The organism is Phenylobacterium haematophilum, assembly GCF_014196295.1.
GTDB classification, from domain to species: domain Bacteria; phylum Pseudomonadota; class Alphaproteobacteria; order Caulobacterales; family Caulobacteraceae; genus Phenylobacterium; species Phenylobacterium haematophilum.
Map to the genome: position 1 here is coordinate 131,244 of NZ_JACIDK010000006.1, position 18,537 is coordinate 149,780.

Below are 18,537 nucleotides of genomic sequence, written 5' to 3' on the forward strand. Positions count from 1 at the left end.
GGAGAGATGCCATGGCTTGGCTTTCGCAAAACTGGATTTGGATCCTCGCGGGTCTCGCCTTCGTGGCGCTTCACCTATTCGGGCATGGCGGTCACCGCGGCCACGGCGAGGGTCAGCGTGATGAAGGCGGTCCTCACGGGCATGGCCTCGACGACCGGGCGCTGCCGACGGATCGCCCTGCGTCGAGCGACCCGCGGCGGTGAGGGCGGGACCTTCTGGGGTCCAGAAGTGCCGGCCTAGCTGCGACCGCACCAGTTCGTCGGGAGACAAGTCCGGCGCCTCACGCGTCGCCACGGGATGGACGCCTTCAGCAAACGGGCGACAAGTAGACGCCACACAAAGCCGTCCGCAATCCTTCCCCCGCTGAGATTCTCAGCGGCGTCTTTGGCGCGCTGCCGCTGTTCAGCGGTTAGCCCGCGCAGGACATTGGGCCTTTCTTCGGGCCCTCTCAGAGCCGCCCTTTTCAATGACGTCATCGTGTTCGAACTGATCTTCATCGCTGCGAGCATCTGCGCCCTGGTGCGGATCCAGTTCGACAAGACCGGTCCTGGAACGTCGCCGCTAATCTAGATGGGCAGATTCATGCGTGACCGGCGGACCTGCCGGAAAGGTTCGAGCGGCGACCGCCCGCCCATTCCTTGTCACCCAATTGCAAAAGACTCGCGCGCCCGTCAGGGACCCCGCTGGTACGCTCGCCGGCGCTCGCGGAAATCGCTAAGCCTAAGGACATGGGCGGCGCGCGCCTCCTGCAAGTCGGACTTTGCGCCGCCGCCATGTCCGTAATGGTGATCCGCGGGGTGGGTCTCAGCGGCCTCTCCCTGCTTTCACACGTCGGAAATTTCGGGCCCACGCCGCCCTCCACAGGATCTGGATGGCGACCCTCCACGCAGCATTGCACTATTCCACAGACATCTATTCGACGATGGGATTTGGAGGCCCGATCCTCTCGCGCACCAAGTGCATCCTTGTCTTCGCGCAAGGCGTCAGCGGGTTCGGGGGTCGTCGGCCGATTCGGCTGAGCCATGGCCGCCGTAACCGCCATGCATGGATCTGCCGCCGAAGGGCCGGCAGGTTCAGCTATTGGGGTCGCACGTAGGCGAAGACAGCCTTGACCGGATCGTGCTGTCGGCCGGCGCGCGCCACATGGAAGGTCAGGCGATACCGCCCCGGATGTCGCAGGGACACATAGCCGCCATAGGTGGTGTCGCCGTTCACGGTCATCGGCTCAAGCGGCATGGTATTGTGTCCCGGATGGCCTGGACCCTGGAGGTTGAGCATGACAGTGGCGTCGTCGATCCGGGTGTTCGTCTTGGTGTCGAAGACCGACAGGGTGATGTGATCCGTCCCCCGGGCCGCGCCCCCATGCATCTGCGCTTCGACGTGGTCCGGAGGATGCGCCGCCGTGACACTGCTGTCGGTGACGCCGTAGTCGAGCCGGAGGTTCTCCACGACCTGCGACTGCCCCTCGACCGGCTTGGGCTGGCAGGCGGCGAGGGCGAGCCCGACGATCGCGCCCAAGAGGAGGGTCAGCGCCCTATGGCGAAGTCTGATGACGTTGAGCATCCGAGATCTCACATAGCCTTATGGACGGCGCAGCGGGTTTTGGACGCCGCAGGGGTTTTCCCTTCGACGTCGCGGCCAGCCGGGACATTACAATCGTCCTCATTCTCCCCGAGCCGGGGCGTCGGTGATCTGGTGGATGCGGGCCTTGGCCCAACAGTCGGCGAGAGCGCAAGCCTGGCACTTGTCGCTCAGCGCCTGGCGCAGGGCGCCGCGGGCCCGGTGCAGGCGGACCGCGGCGTTGTTGGCGGTGAGGCTGAGCCGCTCGGCGACCTGCTTGAGCGGCTGTTCCTCCAGATAGGCCTGCTGCAGGATCTGCGCATAGTCGGGCTTCAGGCCGGCCACGAGGCCTGTCAGGCACGCGGTCGGGGAGATCAGGTCCTCGGTCTCGCCGGCCGCGTCGGGGACGGGTTCGACAGCCAGGCTTTCGGCCAGCCGCCGCCGGACTGCGGCGCGGCGATAGCGGTCGACCACCAGGCGTCGCAGGGAGACGGCCATCCAGGCCTCGGGGCGCTCCGCGGCCTGCAGGGTCCTGGCGTGTTGCAGGAACTTGATGGAGGCGTCCTGCCAGGCGTCCTCGGCCTCCTCCAGGGAGGGCAGGCGGCTGCGCAGGAAGCGGATCTGAGCGGGGCGTTCGGCGGCCAGACGGCGGCCCAGGCGGTCGATGGCGGGATCAGCAACGCCGGGCGACGCCGAAGATTCCAATGGTTGTAATGTTGTAGACGTCGCGGCGTCAGGGCTCTGCGATGCAGAAAGTGGAAGCATTGGTCGAATCCCTCGAAGTCTCCATCGATGATCCTGGCCGCAATCTGCTTCCTTCGATTTGACCTCGATCAATCTGCTTCTTGTTGTCTCATATAGAAGAAAGTTTGAGGGATTCTATCTCGGCGGCGCGTACTGCCAAATTCCTCCGAACCGCCGTCACAGTCCGATGTCGCCCACAGCTGTAAGACGTTGCGGGGCGCGGCGTCATTGATCGAGCCCTTCCCAGGGCGCGAACGCCATCGGCGGGAGGGGCAGGGTGAAGATTCAGGCACGACAGGCGACGCTGCTGGTGGCGTTGGGGCTTGCGCTGCTCGTCGGCGGCTCCGCGATCGCCTATTGGCGGCTGAAGCCGGCGCCGGCGCCGGAGCAGGTCATCTACGGCAGCGGCCGCATCGAGGCCGACGAAGTCCGGGTGGGCCTGGAGGTGGGCGGACGTCTGGTGGAGAACAACGCGGTCGAGGGGGCGACGCTCCGGGCGGGGGCGCGCGTGGCGCGCGTCGAACCCGCGGATGTGGCGCTGCAGGCGGAGCGCGCGGCTTCGCAGCTGGCGGCGGCGGCGGAGACCGAAGCCCAGGTCGTCAGCCAGATCCGTCTGGCGCAGCACCACGCGATGACGGCGCGCACCGACCTGGACCGTTTCGAGACCCTGGCCCGCGACGGCTACGCGCCGGCTCAGCGCCTCGACGTCGTGCGCAACACCTACCAGGCGGCGGCGGATGAGGTCGCCGTGCTCAAGGCGCGGCGAGCCGAAGCCGCCGCCCAGGCGCAAGCGGCCGGCAAGGCGCTCGAGCTCAGCCGCTCGCAACTGGCGAAGACCAGTGTCGGGGCGCCGATCACCGGGGCGGTCCTACAGCGTCTGGCCGAGCCCGGCGAGGTCGTCGCGGCGGGCCAACCCGTCGCGGTCCTGGCCGACCTGACGCGGGTGAAGTTGCGGATCTTCTTGGGCGAGCGGGATCTGGGCAAGGTCCGGTTGGGCGCACCGGCGCGAATCCGGGTCGACGCTTTCCCGGGGCGCGATTTCACCGCCCGGGTGGCGCGGGTGGACGCCCAGGCCCAGTTCACACCCCGAGACATCCACATGCAGGACGAGCGCAGCCGGACGGTCTACGGCGTCACCTTGGACGCGCCGAACCCGCAAGGGGTGCTCAAGCCCGGCATGCCGGCGGACGCCTGGATCCTTTGGGACGCCCGCGCCGCCTGGCCTGCCCGTCTGACCGCGCCGCAGTAAAGGGCCCGCAGATGAGCGAACCCGTGATCGTGGCGGAGGGTCTGGGTCGGCGCTATGGGCGGCGCCAAGTGCTGGACGGCGTGAGCTTCGAGGTCGGGCCCGGCGAGGTGTTCGGCGTCGTGGGACCCGACGGCGCCGGCAAGACCACGCTGTTGCAGATCCTGACCGCCATCCTGCGGCCGACCACGGGGAGCTGTCGCGTCCTGGGGGAGGACGTGCGCCGCGCGTCCGAGCGGGTCCAGGCGCGCATCGGCTACATGTCCCAGGGCTTCTCGCTCTACGACAAGCTGAGTGTGGCGGAGAACATCGCCTTCGCCGCGGATATCCGCGACGTGCCGCCGGCGGCTCTGGCCGAGCGGCGAACGCGGCTGCTGGCGATGGCCGGGCTGGAACGGTTCGAGGCGCGGCGCGAAGGCCAGCTCTCCGGCGGCATGCGCAAGAAGCTCGCGCTCTGCGCCAACCTGATCCACGAGCCGCCCCTGCTCATTCTCGACGAGCCCAGTCTCGGGGTCGATCCGCTGTCGCGCCGCGAACTCTGGCGCATCCTCGAGCAGGCGAAGGCCGATGGCCGCTCCATCGTGTTTGCGACCTCCTACATGGACGAGGCCGACGCCAGCGACCGGGTCCTGCTGCTTCGCGAAGGCCGGCCGCTCGCGATCGGCACGCCGGCCGAGCTGCGAGGCCGGGCCAAGGGCCGCGTCTATCGCCTGCTCACCGCCGATCCAGGTCCGACGGAACGCCAGCTCAACGCCGACGCCGAGGTGATCAGCTTCCAGCGCCGGGCTGGCGATGAACTGCGCGTGCAGATGCGGTCCGAAGCGCCCCCGGCGCTCTCGGGTGACGCTCGAGCCGAGCCGGCGTAGCCCAGCATGGAAGACGTCTTCACGGTTGCGTCGGCCCCGCCGCCGGCGCTGGCCGGGACGGCCGCGCCGGCGCCGCCTCAACGACCGGCCACCGCTATGGCGCCGGACGTGATTGTCGCTGAAGGGGTGGCGCGCCGGTTTGGTGACTTCAAGGCGGTGGACGACGTGACCCTCAGCGTCGCCCCTGGCGAGATCCTGGGCTTGCTCGGACCCAACGGCGCGGGAAAGACGACCCTGATCCGGATCCTCTGCGGTCTGCTGGCGCCCAGCGCCGGGCGCGCCCAGGTCGCGGGGTTTGACGCCGCCGCCCAGAGCGAGGCGGTGCGGGCCCGCATCGGCTATATGTCACAGCGTTTCTCGCTCTATCCAGATCTGAGCGCGCGCGAGAACCTCCTGTTCTTCGCCCGGGCCTATGGCGTGCCTCGCGCCGAGCTCAAGGCGCGGATCGCCTGGGCGGCGGCGCGCGCTGGGCTCGAGGGGGAGGGGGAGGAGACCGTCTCATCGCTCTCGGGGGCGACCCGGCAAAGATTGGCGCTCGCCTGCGCCATGGTCCATCGCCCGCAGGTGCTCTTCCTGGACGAGCCCACCTCGGGCGTCGATCCGCTTTCCCGCTTCCGGTTCTGGCGGCTGATCGCCGCCCTCGCCGCGGAGGGCGTCGGGGTGGTGGTGACCACCCATTATCTGGAGGAAGCCACCTTCTGCGATCGGCTGGGCCTGATGATGGACGGGCGGTTGATCGCCCTAGGGCCGCTCGCCTATCTGGCCACGGAGCTGGGGCTGGAGACGGCCACCGTGGAGGACGTCTTCTTAGGGTTCATCGCCCGCGAGCGGGCGGCGAGGCGCGCGGCATGAAACTTCGTCGTCTGCTGGCCTTCGCCCGCAAGGAGGTGATCGAGATCTCGCGCGATCGCTTCACCATCGGGGTGGCGCTGTTCATGCCGGTGATGATGCTGTTCCTGTTCGTCTACGGCATCACGCTGGACGTCGAGAACGCGCCCTTGATGGTGGTCGATCACGACAAGAGCGCCGCCAGCCGTGAACTACAAGCGCGGTTCGTCAACTCCGGTTACTTCATGCTCAAGGCGGCCCCCGAGGACGAGCGGGCCGCCGAGCACGCCCTGATGCGCGGCGAGACTCGCGCGGCGCTGTTCATCCCCAAGGGCTTCGCGCGCCGCCTGGGCCGCGGCGACGGGACGCCGGTGCAGCTCGTGGTGGACGGCACCTATGCCAGCACGGCGGCGATCCTATCGGCCTATGGCCGGGCGATCCTCTATGCCTTCCCCGGTGAGCTACGCCTTCCGGTGCAGCCGGAGGTGCGGGTCTGGTACAATCCGCAACTGCGCAGCCGCAACTTCATCGTCCCGGGCCTTTTCGCGGTCATCCTGATGGCCTTTCCGCCGCTGCTGACGGCGCTGGCGGTCTCGCGCGAGAAGGAACTGGGCACCATCGCCCAGATCTACGTCTCGCCACTTACCCGCGGCGAATTTATCGCCGGCAAGCTGCTGCCCTATGCGGGCGTCGCCTTCCTGGAACTGTTGATCGTGGTGGTCGGCGGCCTGGTCTGGTTCCAGGTGCCGGTGCGAGGCAGCCTGGCGCTGCTCCTCGCCGTCGGCCTGCTGTACGTGGTCTGTACGGTGTCGATTGGCCTTTTGGTCTCCACCTTGGTGCGCACACAGTTGGCGGCGATGCTCACCGCGTTGATCGTCACCCTGATGCCCGCCTTCCTGTTCTCGGGCTTCGTCTATCCGATCTTCACCATGCCGGAAGCCTTTCAGGTCTACGCTTCGGCCTTCCCCACCCGATATTTCCTTGAGCTGTCGCGCGGCGTCGTCCTTCGCGGCGCCGGTCTGCCGGAGCTGTGGCCCAACGTGGCGGTCCTGGCGGCCTACACGGTCGTCGTGTTCGCGATCGCCGCGTGGCGCTTCCGCAAGAGGATCGCTTGATGCTGGGCCGCCTGGCGGGACTGCTGGCCAAGGAGTTCGCTCAGTTTCTGCGCGACCCGGTGATGCTGTTCATCGTCCTCTTCCTCTACACCGCCGAGCTGGGCTCACCTCAAGGTTTGTGCGCTAAAGCACGCTTAGAAGCACAAAGCATGAATATCGATTATGCGGCGCGGTAAAACCTGTCCATCCTCGTTGGCGCTGGACACAGGCGACCGCGCCAATGCACTGGCTCCGTGTGTCGCCCCGAACTGATGACCTCTGCGGTGGGAGTGAGCGAATGCGGAGCGGCGATTTTCGAATTTCGCGTCGTTCGGGAGCACAGCAGTGCCCGCCCAAAAGTCAGTCGGTGTAGGCGCCCACGTCGCATCAGGTGATCTAGGAGGCCCGCCAGACCATACAGTCCCCAGCCTCCGACGAGGCCAAAACCGAATGCGCTAGGTGAGGTTGTCGCCATAGTTGCAGATCGATGGGCTGATAGGACTAGTGGGGGGTCGGCAGGGTCGCGAGCTGCCGCGCGACCGTGAGCACGATCTTGCGGACTGGCCCCTCGGGAAGCTGCAGAAACGCCTGGGCCAGGTCGAAGCCGTCAGGAGTTTGGAAGAACCGCGAGGGAGAGTTCGGTGACTCGGGACTCGCCCGATGGGCGCCGTCGCCATAGCCCTCGTAGAAGTAAGTGACCGGAACCTCCATGGCTTCGCTCATTTCCCAGAGCATCGAGGCGCTCACGCGGTTGGCGCCACGCTCATACTTCTGGACCTGTTGAAAGCTGACGCCGAGGGCGTCGGCCAAGGTGGACTGGCTCATCCCCAGCTCGTGCCGGCGACCACGAACGCAGAGACCGACATGGACGTCGATGGGATGGGGCGTTGGGGTGTTTTCACGAGCCATGATGCACTCTTAGCGTGAGGGTCGGATTTGGAGGAAGTCGGTCTAGTCATGGTCGACCAGCAGAACTTGGTCCGTGAGGACCCCCTGGTCATTCTCGTCCAGAAACATCGGCAGGCCATAGCGGCGCTCATGGGTCTGCCCGTCCCTAATGGACGGGAGTTTCATTGTCGTACTCGAAATCGGCGCGGAGCGGCGATTTCGAGTTTGGGAGCACGGCAGTCGTCATGAAACCCCGGACATGTCTTGACTGTGAAGCGCCCAACAAAGCGCGCCAGTTCGGCGGCCTCTCCGTTTAACGAGGGTCACTGAGGTGTCCCCGGCATCTATCCTCCGTCGCTTCGGAGCCTGACTTCGAGGCTTTCGAGCTGGGCGAACAGCACTTGCAGGCGCTTCAGGTTTGCGGCCGCAAGGCCGCTCACCAGCGCCTCGGCTTCAGGCGCCGGACGTGCGTCGAAGCCTGCGGCCTGGGTCGTGATCAGGCCGCGGGTCCTGAGGGTGTGAAGACGTCGTCGAACGCTCGGGACTGGCTGGCTCAGAGAGCATGCCAGAGACGAAGTCCGCAGGGTCGGCCAGACGTCGCCTGAAGCCTCGCGGCCGGTCGCCTCGACTATCCCCATATAGACCATGGCCTCGTTATAGCCGCCCGCCACGTCGGCGATCCTGGCCAGGGTGTCCACGGCGAAGGCCGCGCTGCGGCGATTCACCAGCCTCAAAGGCGGCTCTCCGCGCATGGCTTCGCTCCCGTCGGCCATTGGCCAGTCGACTTGCGGGACCCTGGACTTGAGATCCCGAAGCAGCATCCGAACCGCCGCATAGTTGGCTTGCGAGCCGGCGTGATGGCGCGGCTCGTTGATCAGGCGGGCATGAACCCCATGCTCGGTGCGGACGCATCGGCCCTGGGTGATCAGGCCGTCAACACGCCTCCGTGCCGTCTCATACGGCAGGCCCAGCCGATCAGACAGTGACCGCACGGAGGTCGGACGTCGAAAGCCATCCGGCGGCCCATCTGCGTAGGTGGCGTACCGCCAACCCAAGGCCGCGATCTCGTCGAGATGGCCGATATCGGCGTCCATGATCGCGGTCAGGAGCACGGCGTCGATGATGTCGCCTTTCGAGCCGTCGACGCCGGCGAGGATGACGCGCAGGAGATAGCGGCAGGAGGCGTAGAAGGCCTCGGCGAGTACCTCCGGGCTCACCCTCACCCCGCGCGTGGCGTGAGTGGGCAGCGTCCCCGTCATCGACAAGCCAAGCCAGGGTTCCACGCTTGGTCGGGCCATGTGTCCGCCGCTCCTCGCTGAAAGACGTACACACGATAAGTAATCGCGCATACTGACATTGCTCAAATAGCGCACACTCCGATTTGTTCATTTTGGGTATTCGCCCTCGTCCTGGTCCCACACTGGTAACCTTGCCTGCCTACCTCTCGCGCCAAGCACGGGAGGATAGAGATGGCCAGCGGACTGGCGGCGCTTAGGATTCTGGTCATCGACGACAATCCGCAGATGCGCACCATCGTGGGCACAGTCCTGTCGGCCGCCGGCGTCGGTCGGATCTTCTACGCCCCAAATGGACGCGAGGGCCTCTCGGCGCTGATGACACACCAGCCAGACGTCACCTTCGTCGACTACGAGATGCCGGAAATGAACGGCCTGGACTTCATAACGCGGGTTCGCGCCCTGGACTCTGATCTGCGGATGACCGCACTGATCATGCTGACCGGCCACTCCGATGGCCCTCGCCTGCGGGCCGCCCGTGATCGAGGCGTGACTGAGTTCCTCGCCAAGCCCGTTGCGGCGCGAACAATCCTGGCGCGTCTGCAGTCAGTGATCCTGCATCCGCGGCCGTTCATTCTGTCCGGGAACTATTTTGGGCCCGACCGCCGCCGCCGAAACGCTGAGGACTATGCGGGTCCGCGCAGGCGGGCGAGCGACAGCACGGTCGACACACTGGAGATCTGATCGCGCTCAGCTTACGAACAGGAGTGCAGCCATGAAGGCGGCGACGACGGCTGTGGCGGCAAGGCGCCACCAAGGGCGGCGAGTTCGTCGGCTGAAGCGCTATCAGACTTGTATGAAGTAACTCACGTGGTTGGCAAACTTTGGCGAGTGCCTTCGGGTCAGTTAGCAGTAGCACTTTTCACGCTACTCGGCACTATCCCCACTCCTCAGTGGCCCCCTGTCGCCTGGCGGGAGGCGGAGCCGAGACAGGAGCCCACTGGGGCTTGTGAAGCGGCTTTGCGAAGTGCCAACCTTGGCCAAGCGCGACGCCGAGGTCGCGGACCATATCGGCGGTCTCCCGATTTTCCACCATTTCCGCGACCGTGATGATGCCAAGCTCCGTACAGAGCGCAACGATATGCTTCAGGAGTACGCCGTCGCGCCCCTTAGGCTGCAGAGATTGAATGTAGCGGCCGTCGATCTTGACGATGTCGATGTCCAGGCCTCGCAGTACATCGAGAGAGGCGGCGCCCGCCCCAAAGTCGTCCAGGCAGACGACATGCCCCTTGGACCTAAGGCGCTGGATCACCGTGTTGGCGGCGCCCAAGTCCTCAATCGCTTGAGTTTCGGTGACCTCGAGCATCAGCCGGTTTCGTAAGTCTTGGCGAGGGGAGAGCAACTCATCGAAGGCGGTCATGAAGCGCGGCAACGCCAACGAGCGGGCGCTGAGGTTGACCGCCACTTTGCAGGAGGCAGGTTCGGTCGCCAGAACATCGAGCACCATCCGTGCGACCGTGAGGTCGAAGTCGGCGATCATGTCGAGTTCTTCAGCTAGGCGGATGGTGTCCGCGGGACTGGCGTCGGCTTCGAACCGGGCTAAGGCCTCGAAGTGGTGCAGGCTGGCGTCAGCGAGGCGGACCACGGGCTGGTAGGCGAGTTGGAACTGGCCCGCGGCGACCCGCGCACGAAACTGGGCGGTATCGCGAACCATACGCTGCACCGCAGCCCTGAAACCTGCCGCCGAAGCCTCAGGGCCATCTTCGATGAACCGATCCAGCACATAGCGCATGGCGCGGAGGTTCTGCGCCTGGGCCCCGGCCTCCAGGGGCAGGTTGGCGGTGATGGGCTGCACAAGGTCGCCGGTCGCCTTGCCAAGATCGGCCTTGAGCCGCTCGGGCGACGTCGCCCCAGATGTCAGAATGGCGAACCGGTCCTGGGCGATCTCGGCGCCGCCCAACCCGCCTAGCGAATTGGCGCGCAGTGTGGCCGCAATCCGACGGTTCATGCCTGCGGCCGCGTCGGGATCTAGACCCGACAGACGGCCCTGAAGACCCGTCATTTCGATGAGGTCGAGGCGCACATCGAGGCCGGCGGCTTCGGCCTCGCGCAAGAGTTCGGCGGCGGCCGTGTCAAAATCCGCGGCCGCCAACAGACCGCGGGGCGGCGAGCCTGTCGCCGTCTGCAGTGGAGCGCCCATGCTGAGAGAGCACGATAGCGGCGCGCCGTCGCTTGGCATTCGGAACACCGAAAGGGAGACGTGGCGAGCAAGCTTGCCGGATGTGGCCAAGGTGAGGCGAAGTGGCCCCTGGCGCTCTCCCGGGCGGACGCCCTCGAGCAAGGCGGATAGCAAATCCGCATCGGCCGGAGCGAAGAGCGTGGCCCATTGCACCCCTTGCAGAGCAGCTTCCCGATGTCCGGTGATACGCTCGGCGGCGCCCAAGGCCAAACCGATCTGGCCATCAGGCAGAACGTCGAAGACTAAGTCTGAACCCGCGAAGGCGAATCCCAGCAGATGCTGTGGCATGGCAGCCATCCTAGACCACCCAGGCGTTGGAGGCGGCGCTGCTCGACGTCATCAAGCTGTCCTCGAAGTCCAGGAAGACGTCCATCAACTCTGCGGGCGAGATCATTCGGGCCTTTCCGGGTGGGAAGCGATAGCGCCAGAAACTGATGATGTGCTGGATGCCTCCGAGGCACTCGCCCAGTTCAGTGAACATGCTGGGGGCGGTGAGCAGGAAGTCTCGAAAGCCCATCGGTTTGCCACCCTCGGTAAGGCCAGCATAGGCCTTGTTGTAGACATCGAGCAGGGCCTGGACCCGGCTGAGCGCCTGTCCGACGGTATTGTGAATACGCTGACGAGCTCCGGGTAAGTATTGGGTAGCGTCTGGATCTCTCGGACCGCGAGGGGCGATGGCCGCGATTTCCATGGCGACCTGGCCCACGACGCCGCGCAGCTCTTCCAACTGCCACTTGTAATAGAGGAAGCCCCGCCAGGCGAAGACGCCATCCAGGTATTCCTTGTCGCTCAGCTTGAGTGTGACCTTTAGCGGCTCGAAGCCGTCCTCCGGTCGGCTGGACAGCAGCTTTTCGACAAGTCGGCCAGCGCCCGTCGCGGCGCTTGAGCCCTCTTGCGACGACAGCGCAACGAGGCTGGCGATCTCGCCGCGCACGAACTCGAACATCCGCTGAATGTCGGCGTCCGTGATGCCGAAATACACTCGCGCCGGTTCGATATCGTGACGTCGAAGCTGCTCACGCAGAAGGAACGGATCGAGAGACGGCAGGGAATCGATCAGGTCGAGGACAATCCGGTCGCGGCTCCCCGGCCGGAAGTCCTTGCCGAACATCGATTGGACCACTTCGTCGAAATCACGCTGGCCGACGAAGGCATAGTGCGCACCGGCCCGAAGGTCCTCGTTGTCGATGGGGATCAGCAGCTTCGTAGCCGTCGGCTTCGGCGTCGCGAACATGCTGTATTCGTGTGGCCGCAGCCTGTGCTTCAGGATGATGCTGCGGTCGAGCAGTCTATGCGAGAAGAACGGCGCCTCGATCAGGGCCGGATCGGCTGGGTTCTTCCGGTGGATAGCCGACAAGTTGAGAACACGCGCCGAAGAGGCTGACTGCTCAAGGGCCGTCAACCTGCGCACCGTTCGGTCTTTTTCCATTCCGCCTCAAGTATCTAGCCGTTCGTCAGGAGGCGGGCCATCACCGACTCCAAGGCTTACCTATCGCAGTGCAGTTCCTGAATGGCGGTGATTAACGAAGCGTAAGCACTGCCCAAAACGTGAGCGGCCCTGGCGCTATATGGTGTCACAGGGGCAATCTGGAGAATATTGCATCGCAACACGCCTTCTGTCCCGCCGCACAATATCCTGGTGCGCGGGCGTCAAAAGCGCCTCGTTCAAGCGCGCAATCTTCCTCTCCAGTTTTCCGCCGCGCGCAGGAGAGCAAGCAACAGGTCGTTCGAAGCCGTGGCTGGACGTCGGGGCAGACGCCAGTTCTCGTTGGACGGCAGGTCTTCCAGCATGACCGAATGAAAATGGAGGCGAAGAGCATCGGGGTGCTCGCGACCCTATGCGTCGTCGGCGGACGAGTTCACGCAGGACGCGATGTTCCACGGCGGGGTCTGGCAGCTGGCCTCCAGGGTGGCGAGTGAGTTTGGCCCTGCCATTGTCCTGAACGCGCTCCCAAGGACCTCGCAAGACGGGCCGGCGTCACGGTCTGGTGCCGGCCCTGCAGGACGGCCTCACCCAGCGCATGCCGCTCGACTGCCGTGATCAAGGTTCATGTCGCCCATGCGCGGCCCTTCTGGCGGCCCGTCAGCCGATCGGCCGCATTCGTTGGACCGGAGCTGAGAGCGCCGACGCCGGGTTAGGCCATATCGACGGAGCGATCCGCTCCGGAGAGCGCAGCGTTCAAGAAGTCAGTGCGTCACCCGTCGCTTTGCGGGATACGCGCGATCGTGGCCTTACTGACCCCCAACACTCGGGCCAAATGGCGAACGCTCTCACCCTTCGCCCGCTCACGGGCGACAAACGCGCGTTGATCAATTGAGAGCTTGTGTCGACGGCCAAGCTTCACGCCGCGAGCTTTCGCGCGGGCTCGTCCCTCACTGGTGCGCGACCGGATCAGGTCACGCTCGAACTCCGCTAAGCCGCCCAGCACGGTCAACATCAGCCGGCCGTGCGGCGTGGTGGTGTCCGCCCACGCATCGTGCAGCGACTTGAACTGCGCCTGCTTCTCGGTAATCGCGGCGAGCACGTTGAGGAGGTCCCGCGTTGAACGCGCCAGCCTGTCCAACCGGGTGACCAACAACACATCTCCATCCTCTAGCGCGGCGACGGCGCGTTTGAGTTGAGACCGATCGGTCTTGGCGCCGGAGGCCGTCTCGCTGAACACTTTCGCGCATCCGGCGGCTGAGAGCTCGGCGACCTGCGCCTGGACGCTCTGACCGTCCGTGGAGACCCGTGCGTAGCCGTAAATCATGATCGGATTCTGAGACTATCTTCTGAGACGGGCAAGCGTCTGTATTCATTGACACTGGCCAGCGTCTCAGAAATCGTGAATTGTGAGCCGTCGCAAAATGCGGCGGGGAAATCCCATGGCGCGGCGAAGCTTGCTCACGGGTGACGAACGGCGTCGGCTATTCGAGCCTCCGGTCACTGACCGTGAGGTGGCGCGCTGCTACACGCTGTCACCTGACGATCTCAAATGGATCGATGAGCGCAGAAGTCCCGCCAACAAGCTGGGCGGCGCAGTGCAGATGGCGTTGCTTCGTCATCCGGGTTTCGGATGGTCGCCCGGCCAACCGGTCCCAACGATCGTGCTTCGCTTCCTCGCCGACCAGGTTCACGTCGCGTCCGAAGCGTTGGGCGACTACTCGAAGCGACAGCCAACTCGTATCGAACACGCTGGCCAGTTGCACGCCCGGTTAGGACTTCGTGTGTTCATCCGCAGCGACATTCGCCCGTCGGTGGCCATCGCCGCCGCAGCTGCCCGATCGACCGACAAGGGCGGACCGATTGTCGAAGCACTCATTGCCGAGCTGCGTAGGCGACATATTGTTTTGCCGTCGCCCGACACCCTGGAACGCATCGGCTTGGCCGGTCGAGCGCAGGCCCGGCGCAAGGCCGCCGAGGACCTGTTGGCGGCGATTTCGCCCTCGCAGTTGGAGCGCATCGACCAGTTGCTGAACAACGACCCCAAGCTCAAGAAGTCGCCGCTGGCCTGGCTGCGCGACATCCCTGAATCGCCGAGCGCCGCGAGCATGGCGGCGATCACTGAACGCCTCGCCTACGTGCGCGCGATCGCCATTGATCCGGCGGTCACCAAAGCGATCCATGAGCGGCGCTTCGAACAGTACGCTCGCGAAGGCGCCGTCGCGCCAGCCTTCCTGCTTAGCGGCTATGGTGTCGGCCGCCGGCGAGCGACCATGGTCGCCCAACTCATTGAGCTCGAAGCCCGCTTGAGCGACGCCGCCGTCGATGTGTTCGACAAGATGGTCGGCTCTCTGTTCGCCAGGGGGCGCCGCGGCCGCGAGCGTAAGTACCAGGCCAGCAGCCGGGAGGTCAGCCAACTCATGCGGCTGTTCAGCGGCGTGATCGGGGCCGTTGACCAGGCGTGGGCGGATGGCGGCGACGTACTCGACCGGATCGAGACTCAGGTCGGATGGTGGAAGGTCATTGCAGCTAGGCCCAAGATCGACGCCTTGGCTGCACTGGCGGTTGAGGACCCGCTCGTCAGCGCCGCCGACCGCTATGGCGCGCTGCGCCGGTTCGCTCCGACCTTCCTTGAGCACATCCGTTTTCGGGCCGGAACGGGCGGCGCGCCTTTGCTCAGAGCGCTGGAAATCTTGCGCGCCCTCAATCTATCCGGCCGCCGTGAGGTTCCGGACGACGCGCCGCTTCCGTTCGCCTCCAAACACTGGAAGGCCCTGGTCAAGCCGATCGGCGGCCCGATCAACCGTAGGCTCTATGAAACGGCGCTGGTAGCCACGCTGCGTGACCGCCTAAGGTCCGGTGATATTTGGATCGAAGGTTCGCGGGCTTACAAGCGCTTCGTCGACTACCTGCTACCCACGAGCGAGGTCGCCGCCGAAGCCGAGGCCCTGCCGGTCAATGTCGAGATGGGCCCCTATCTGGCCGAGCGGGCCAGCCTACTGGATCAGCGGCTCGCCAGCTTCGCCCGGCGATTGGCGAAAGGTGACTTGGTCGGCGTCGCCCTGAACGGCGAACAGCTATCGGTGACCCCGGTGAAGGCCCATGCGCCAGAAGAGGCCAGGTCGCTGGACAGGGCGATAGATGCCCTGCTGCCACGCGTCCGGATCACCGAACTTTTGCGAGAGATCGATGCCCTGACTGGGTTCTCGACGATGTTCCGAGAGCTTCGATCCGGAAAGGTCCATGAGAACCCTAGCTGCATCCTGGCCACGGTTTTGGCCGACGCCACCAATCTGGGGCTTGAGCGGATGGCCAACGCCAGCCAGGGCGTTTCTTACGCACAGCTCGCCTGGACCCAGAGCTGGTACCTGAGCGAGGAGAACTACAAGGCGGCACTGGCCAGGATCATCGAGGTCCACCACGCACAGCCGTTCGCGAGGCATTGGGGCGACGGCCAAGCCTCATCCTCCGATGGACAGTTTTTCCGCTCCGGTCGCCGGCGTGGTGGGGCGGGCGAGGTCAACGCGAAGTATGGTCCCGAGCCCGGCTTACGAATCTACACCCACCTTTCTGACATGCACGGCTCGTTTCACACCCGCGTGCTGTCGGCCACCTCATCCGAAGCGCCCTATGTGCTCGACGGCCTGATCGGACGTGGGGGCGGCGAGCATTACACCGACACCGGCGGGGCGACGGATCATGTCTTCGCGCTGTGTCACCTGCTCGGCTACCGGTTCGCGCCACGTCTGCGGGACTTGCAAGACCGCCGCCTGGCCATTATCGGCGCGAAGCCTCGCCACAAAATCCTTGAGTCGCTCCTGGGCCGGCCGATCCGGATCGACGTCATCGAGGAGAACTGGGATGACATCATCCGGCTCGCGGCGTCGATCCAGGGAGGATCGGTCGCACCGTCGGTGATGCTCAAGAAGCTGTCGGCCTTCAAACGTCAAAACCGGCTGGACATGGCGCTGGCCGAGGTCGGGCGGATCGAGCGAACACTGTTCACTCTGGACTGGCTGGAAAGCCCCGAACTACGCCGGCGTTGCCAGGCTGGGCTCAATAAGAGCGAGGCCCGCCACGCGCTAGCCCAGGCGGTGTTCGTTCACAAGCAAGGCCGGATCGCTGATCGCACCCTGCAGAACCAAGAGCACCGCGCTTCGGGGCTCAACTTGGTGATCGCCGCGATCGCGCTCTGGAACACATTATATATGCAGCGCGCCGTTGAGCATCTGCGCGCCCATGACGTCGCTGCGCCGGATGAGCTTCTTGCTCATCTCTCTCCGATGAGTTGGGCCCACGTCGGCTTAACGGGAGACTACCTGTGGGCCGACGCCGCGGCTGCGGGCGGGTTGAGGCCACTGAACGATCCAACCGACAGGCTTTACCGCGCCGCATAGTCGATGTTCATCGTTTGTACTTCTAAGCGTACTTTAGCGCACAAACCTTGAGGTGAGCCCAGCTCGTGATGTGCACGTTGGCCCTCGGATTCGACGTGCAGGATCTCAAGCTCGGGATCATCGATCACGACCGATCCGCCGCCAGCCGCACGCTCGTGCAGGAGCTGACGACCGGCGGAAACTTCGTCCTGACCGACCAGTTCTCGAGCCTAAAGCAAGCGCAAGGCCGTCTGCAGCGCGGCGCGCTCGACGTGGTGGTCGAGATCCCGCCCGATCTGAGCGCACGGCTGGCCGGCGGCCGCCAAGCGTCTCTGGGCGTGGTGGTGGACGGCTCGAACGGCAATGTCGCCGCCCGGGCGCGCGCCTATGTGATCGAGATCCTGGCGCGGTTCGCCCAGGCCCGAGCCGTGGCGTTGCCCGGCGCGCCATCCGTTCCGGCGGGCGTCCAGTCGGAGGTGCGAGTCTGGTACAATCCGGACCTGACGAACACGCGCTTCATGGCCTTGGCGATGCTGGCCCAGGCGGGGTTGATGTTGGGGGTGGTGCTGCCGGCCGCCGCCATCGTGCGCGAGAAGCAGGGCGGCACCATTGAGCAGCTTCGGGTGACGCCGATCCGCGCCCATGAGCTGTTTATCGCCAAGGTGACCCCCACCATCGTCATCTGCACCGGCGCGGTGCTTCCGGCGCTGCTGATCATGACCCTGATGGGCGTGCCCATGCGCGGCGACGTCACGACGCTGCTGGCGCTCACCGCGGTCTATCTGCTGAGCGCTGTCTCCTTGGGGACCTTCGTCGGCACGATCACCGAAACACTTCAGCAGGCCATGTTGCTGGGCTTCTTCAGCCTCTTCCCGCTGCTGTTCCTGTCGGGGACCATCGCCCCGATCGAGAGCATGCCCGGCTGGCTGCAAACGGCCTCCCTGGCCAGCCCCCAGCGCCACTATGTGGATATCGTCTCCGGCCTCTTCCTGAAGGGGGCCGGCCTGGCGGAGCTCTGGCCGCACGCCCTGGCGCTCGTCGGGATCAGCGTGACCATGTTCCTGGGCGGATGGCTGCTCTTTCGGCGGCAGTGGTAACGCGAGGCGGCGCGGCCAGACAACAAAGGCGGAGACGGCCACCGCCTGCGCACCGCTCGCGCCATCGGATCGACTGACCTACGCACGCGCCGTTGGCGACAGGCAGCATCGATGGGTTCGTCCGAGGCTGAGGGCCCAAATGAAAAATGATGACATGCGTAAGGGGCCGCTCCGCCTTGCGTCTGGGATGAAGCAAGGGAACCCGTCGTTGCGCCCCGAGAGCCATCCGTCCTTACCGCTGCGGCGCCCCATGGCGCTCGGACTCGTCCTGTTGGCCCTGGCGCTGGCGGCGCTGCTCGTTCCCTTTGCGCCGGCCGCCCAGGCCCTGGTCGCCCTGGGCGGAATCCTGCTGGCAGGAGGGGTCATCGGACTGCTCACCGTCTCCGATGCGGGTGGGGCGGCGCGCGCGCTACGGCTGGGCTGGGTGATCGCGGCGACCCTGACGGGGGCCGCGGTGTTGTGGCATCATCGCTCAGGCGTGGGCTCCCTGCTCCCATACGTGGGCGGCGGGATCGCCCTGATGCTCGCAATCACGCTCGCCGAGGCTTGGCGTCAGCATCGACGTGGCCCGGTGCGTTGGGGCGGGCTGGTCGCGGGCGGCCTGCTCCTGGTCGGGCTGGGCCTGCTGATCGTCCGCGCCGCGCCGCACGCCGGGCTGATGACGCTCGGCATGTTTCTCGCTGTCAGTCTCGGCGGCTTCGGCCTGTCGCTGGTCGCGCGCACGTTCATCGACCGGCTCGGCGCCTGGTTCCTCTGAGGCTCGAGATGACGTCTTCGTGCGCAAGTTCGGGAGCGGACCCTTGCAGGCCCGCTCCCGGCGCGACCCCAGCGGGGGAGCCGTCAGGCGGACGAGCGTGGGGGGGGCAGGGTCGCTCGTCCGGTTGCGTGGCTCAGCACCGCCGCGGAGGCGGGCCTCGTCACCCTATCCCTGACGCGAACGC

General features: G+C 65.7%; 18 protein-coding genes. 10 read left to right on the forward strand and 8 right to left on the reverse strand.

All coding sequences use genetic code 11. The features are described 5' to 3' along the window. The first annotated feature begins 11 nt into the window (after nt 1–11). Nucleotides 12–203: a DUF2933 domain-containing protein gene (locus GGQ61_RS18110; RefSeq protein WP_183775907.1), complete on the forward strand. Its 192-nt coding sequence runs from the start codon at nt 12–14 to the stop codon at nt 201–203. An 874-nt stretch (nt 204–1,077) separates the two neighbouring features. On the opposite strand, the gene GGQ61_RS18115 is transcribed toward GGQ61_RS18110, so the two are convergent. Both GGQ61_RS18115 and GGQ61_RS18120 read right to left on the reverse strand, forming a co-directional pair. After that, a complete protein-coding gene (locus tag GGQ61_RS18115; protein WP_183775909.1) occupies nt 1,078–1,563 on the reverse strand; it encodes a hypothetical protein in 486 nt (161 codons plus the stop codon). 99 nt (nt 1,564–1,662) lie between these two features. Continuing rightward, entirely contained in the window at nt 1,663–2,265 is a 603-nt protein-coding gene (locus GGQ61_RS18120) for an RNA polymerase sigma factor (RefSeq protein WP_246371067.1), read from the reverse strand. Between the two features lie 316 nt (nt 2,266–2,581). Here GGQ61_RS18120 and GGQ61_RS18125 point away from each other — a divergent pair, with 316 nt between their 5' ends. From GGQ61_RS18125 to GGQ61_RS18145, 5 genes are read left to right on the forward strand one after another with little or no spacing between them, the layout of a single operon-like run. Then, nucleotides 2,582–3,553, forward strand: coding sequence for an HlyD family secretion protein (locus GGQ61_RS18125; protein ID WP_343056191.1), 972 nt, complete (start codon nt 2,582–2,584; stop codon nt 3,551–3,553). Between the two features lie 11 nt (nt 3,554–3,564). Then, a complete protein-coding gene (locus GGQ61_RS18130) occupies nt 3,565–4,416 on the forward strand; it encodes an ABC transporter ATP-binding protein (RefSeq protein ID WP_183775913.1) in 852 nt (283 codons plus the stop codon). Between the two features lie 6 nt (nt 4,417–4,422). Beyond that, a complete protein-coding gene (locus GGQ61_RS18135; RefSeq protein WP_221221118.1) occupies nt 4,423–5,268 on the forward strand; it encodes an ABC transporter ATP-binding protein in 846 nt (281 codons plus the stop codon). Next, on the forward strand, nt 5,265–6,359 hold the full coding sequence (locus GGQ61_RS18140) for an ABC transporter permease (RefSeq protein ID WP_183775915.1): 1,095 nt from the start codon (nt 5,265–5,267) through the stop codon (nt 6,357–6,359). Before GGQ61_RS18135 ends, GGQ61_RS18140 begins: the two co-directional genes overlap by 4 nt. Next, the gene (locus GGQ61_RS18145; RefSeq protein WP_183775917.1) at nt 6,359–6,535 is read left to right on the forward strand and encodes a hypothetical protein; all 177 of its coding nucleotides are present in this window, start codon (nt 6,359–6,361) and stop codon (nt 6,533–6,535) included. Before GGQ61_RS18140 ends, GGQ61_RS18145 begins: the two co-directional genes overlap by 1 nt. 304 nt (nt 6,536–6,839) lie before the next feature. Here GGQ61_RS18145 and GGQ61_RS18150 read toward each other — a convergent pair whose 3' ends face one another. The 3 genes from GGQ61_RS18150 to GGQ61_RS18155 form a co-directional block, all read right to left on the reverse strand. Beyond that, nucleotides 6,840–7,247: a helix-turn-helix domain-containing protein gene (locus GGQ61_RS18150; protein WP_183775918.1), complete on the reverse strand. Its 408-nt coding sequence runs from the start codon at nt 7,245–7,247 to the stop codon at nt 6,840–6,842. 42 nt (nt 7,248–7,289) lie between these two features. After that, the gene (locus GGQ61_RS22530) at nt 7,290–7,412 is read right to left on the reverse strand and encodes a hypothetical protein (RefSeq protein WP_281372732.1); all 123 of its coding nucleotides are present in this window, start codon (nt 7,410–7,412) and stop codon (nt 7,290–7,292) included. 158 nt (nt 7,413–7,570) lie between these two features. Next, nucleotides 7,571–8,599: a hypothetical protein gene (locus GGQ61_RS18155; RefSeq protein WP_183775919.1), complete on the reverse strand. Its 1,029-nt coding sequence runs from the start codon at nt 8,597–8,599 to the stop codon at nt 7,571–7,573. A 96-nt stretch (nt 8,600–8,695) separates the two neighbouring features. Here GGQ61_RS18155 and GGQ61_RS18160 point away from each other — a divergent pair, with 96 nt between their 5' ends. Next, nucleotides 8,696–9,205 carry a response regulator gene (locus GGQ61_RS18160; RefSeq protein ID WP_183775920.1) on the forward strand — a complete coding sequence of 170 codons (510 nt, stop codon included), beginning with the start codon at nt 8,696–8,698 and terminating at the stop codon, nt 9,203–9,205. Between the two features lie 193 nt (nt 9,206–9,398). On the opposite strand, the gene GGQ61_RS18165 is transcribed toward GGQ61_RS18160, so the two are convergent. From GGQ61_RS18165 to GGQ61_RS18175, 3 genes are all read right to left on the reverse strand, one after another. Next, nucleotides 9,399–10,988 carry an EAL domain-containing protein gene (locus GGQ61_RS18165; RefSeq protein WP_183775921.1) on the reverse strand — a complete coding sequence of 530 codons (1,590 nt, stop codon included), beginning with the start codon at nt 10,986–10,988 and terminating at the stop codon, nt 9,399–9,401. A gap of 10 nt (nt 10,989–10,998) precedes the next feature. Beyond that, nucleotides 10,999–12,129, reverse strand: a complete 1,131-nt coding sequence (locus GGQ61_RS18170; RefSeq protein WP_183775922.1) for a hypothetical protein — start codon at nt 12,127–12,129, stop codon at nt 10,999–11,001. 766 nt (nt 12,130–12,895) lie between these two features. Then, on the reverse strand, nt 12,896–13,450 hold the full coding sequence (locus tag GGQ61_RS18175; RefSeq protein ID WP_183775924.1) for a recombinase family protein: 555 nt from the start codon (nt 13,448–13,450) through the stop codon (nt 12,896–12,898). 115 nt (nt 13,451–13,565) lie between these two features. On the opposite strand from GGQ61_RS18175, the gene GGQ61_RS18180 reads away from it, so the two are divergent. The 3 genes from GGQ61_RS18180 to GGQ61_RS18190 all read left to right on the forward strand — a co-directional run bounded on the left by GGQ61_RS18180 (nt 13,566) and on the right by GGQ61_RS18190 (nt 18,353). Then, nucleotides 13,566–16,520, forward strand: coding sequence for a Tn3 family transposase (locus GGQ61_RS18180; RefSeq protein WP_183775926.1), 2,955 nt, complete (start codon nt 13,566–13,568; stop codon nt 16,518–16,520). A 68-nt stretch (nt 16,521–16,588) separates the two neighbouring features. Continuing rightward, nucleotides 16,589–17,596 (forward strand): ABC transporter permease, encoded by a 1,008-nt coding sequence (locus GGQ61_RS18185; RefSeq protein WP_183775928.1) that lies wholly within the window; start codon nt 16,589–16,591, stop codon nt 17,594–17,596. 250 nt (nt 17,597–17,846) lie between these two features. Then, nucleotides 17,847–18,353 (forward strand): hypothetical protein, encoded by a 507-nt coding sequence (locus tag GGQ61_RS18190; protein WP_183775930.1) that lies wholly within the window; start codon nt 17,847–17,849, stop codon nt 18,351–18,353. The last annotated feature ends 184 nt before the right edge of the window (nt 18,354–18,537 follow it).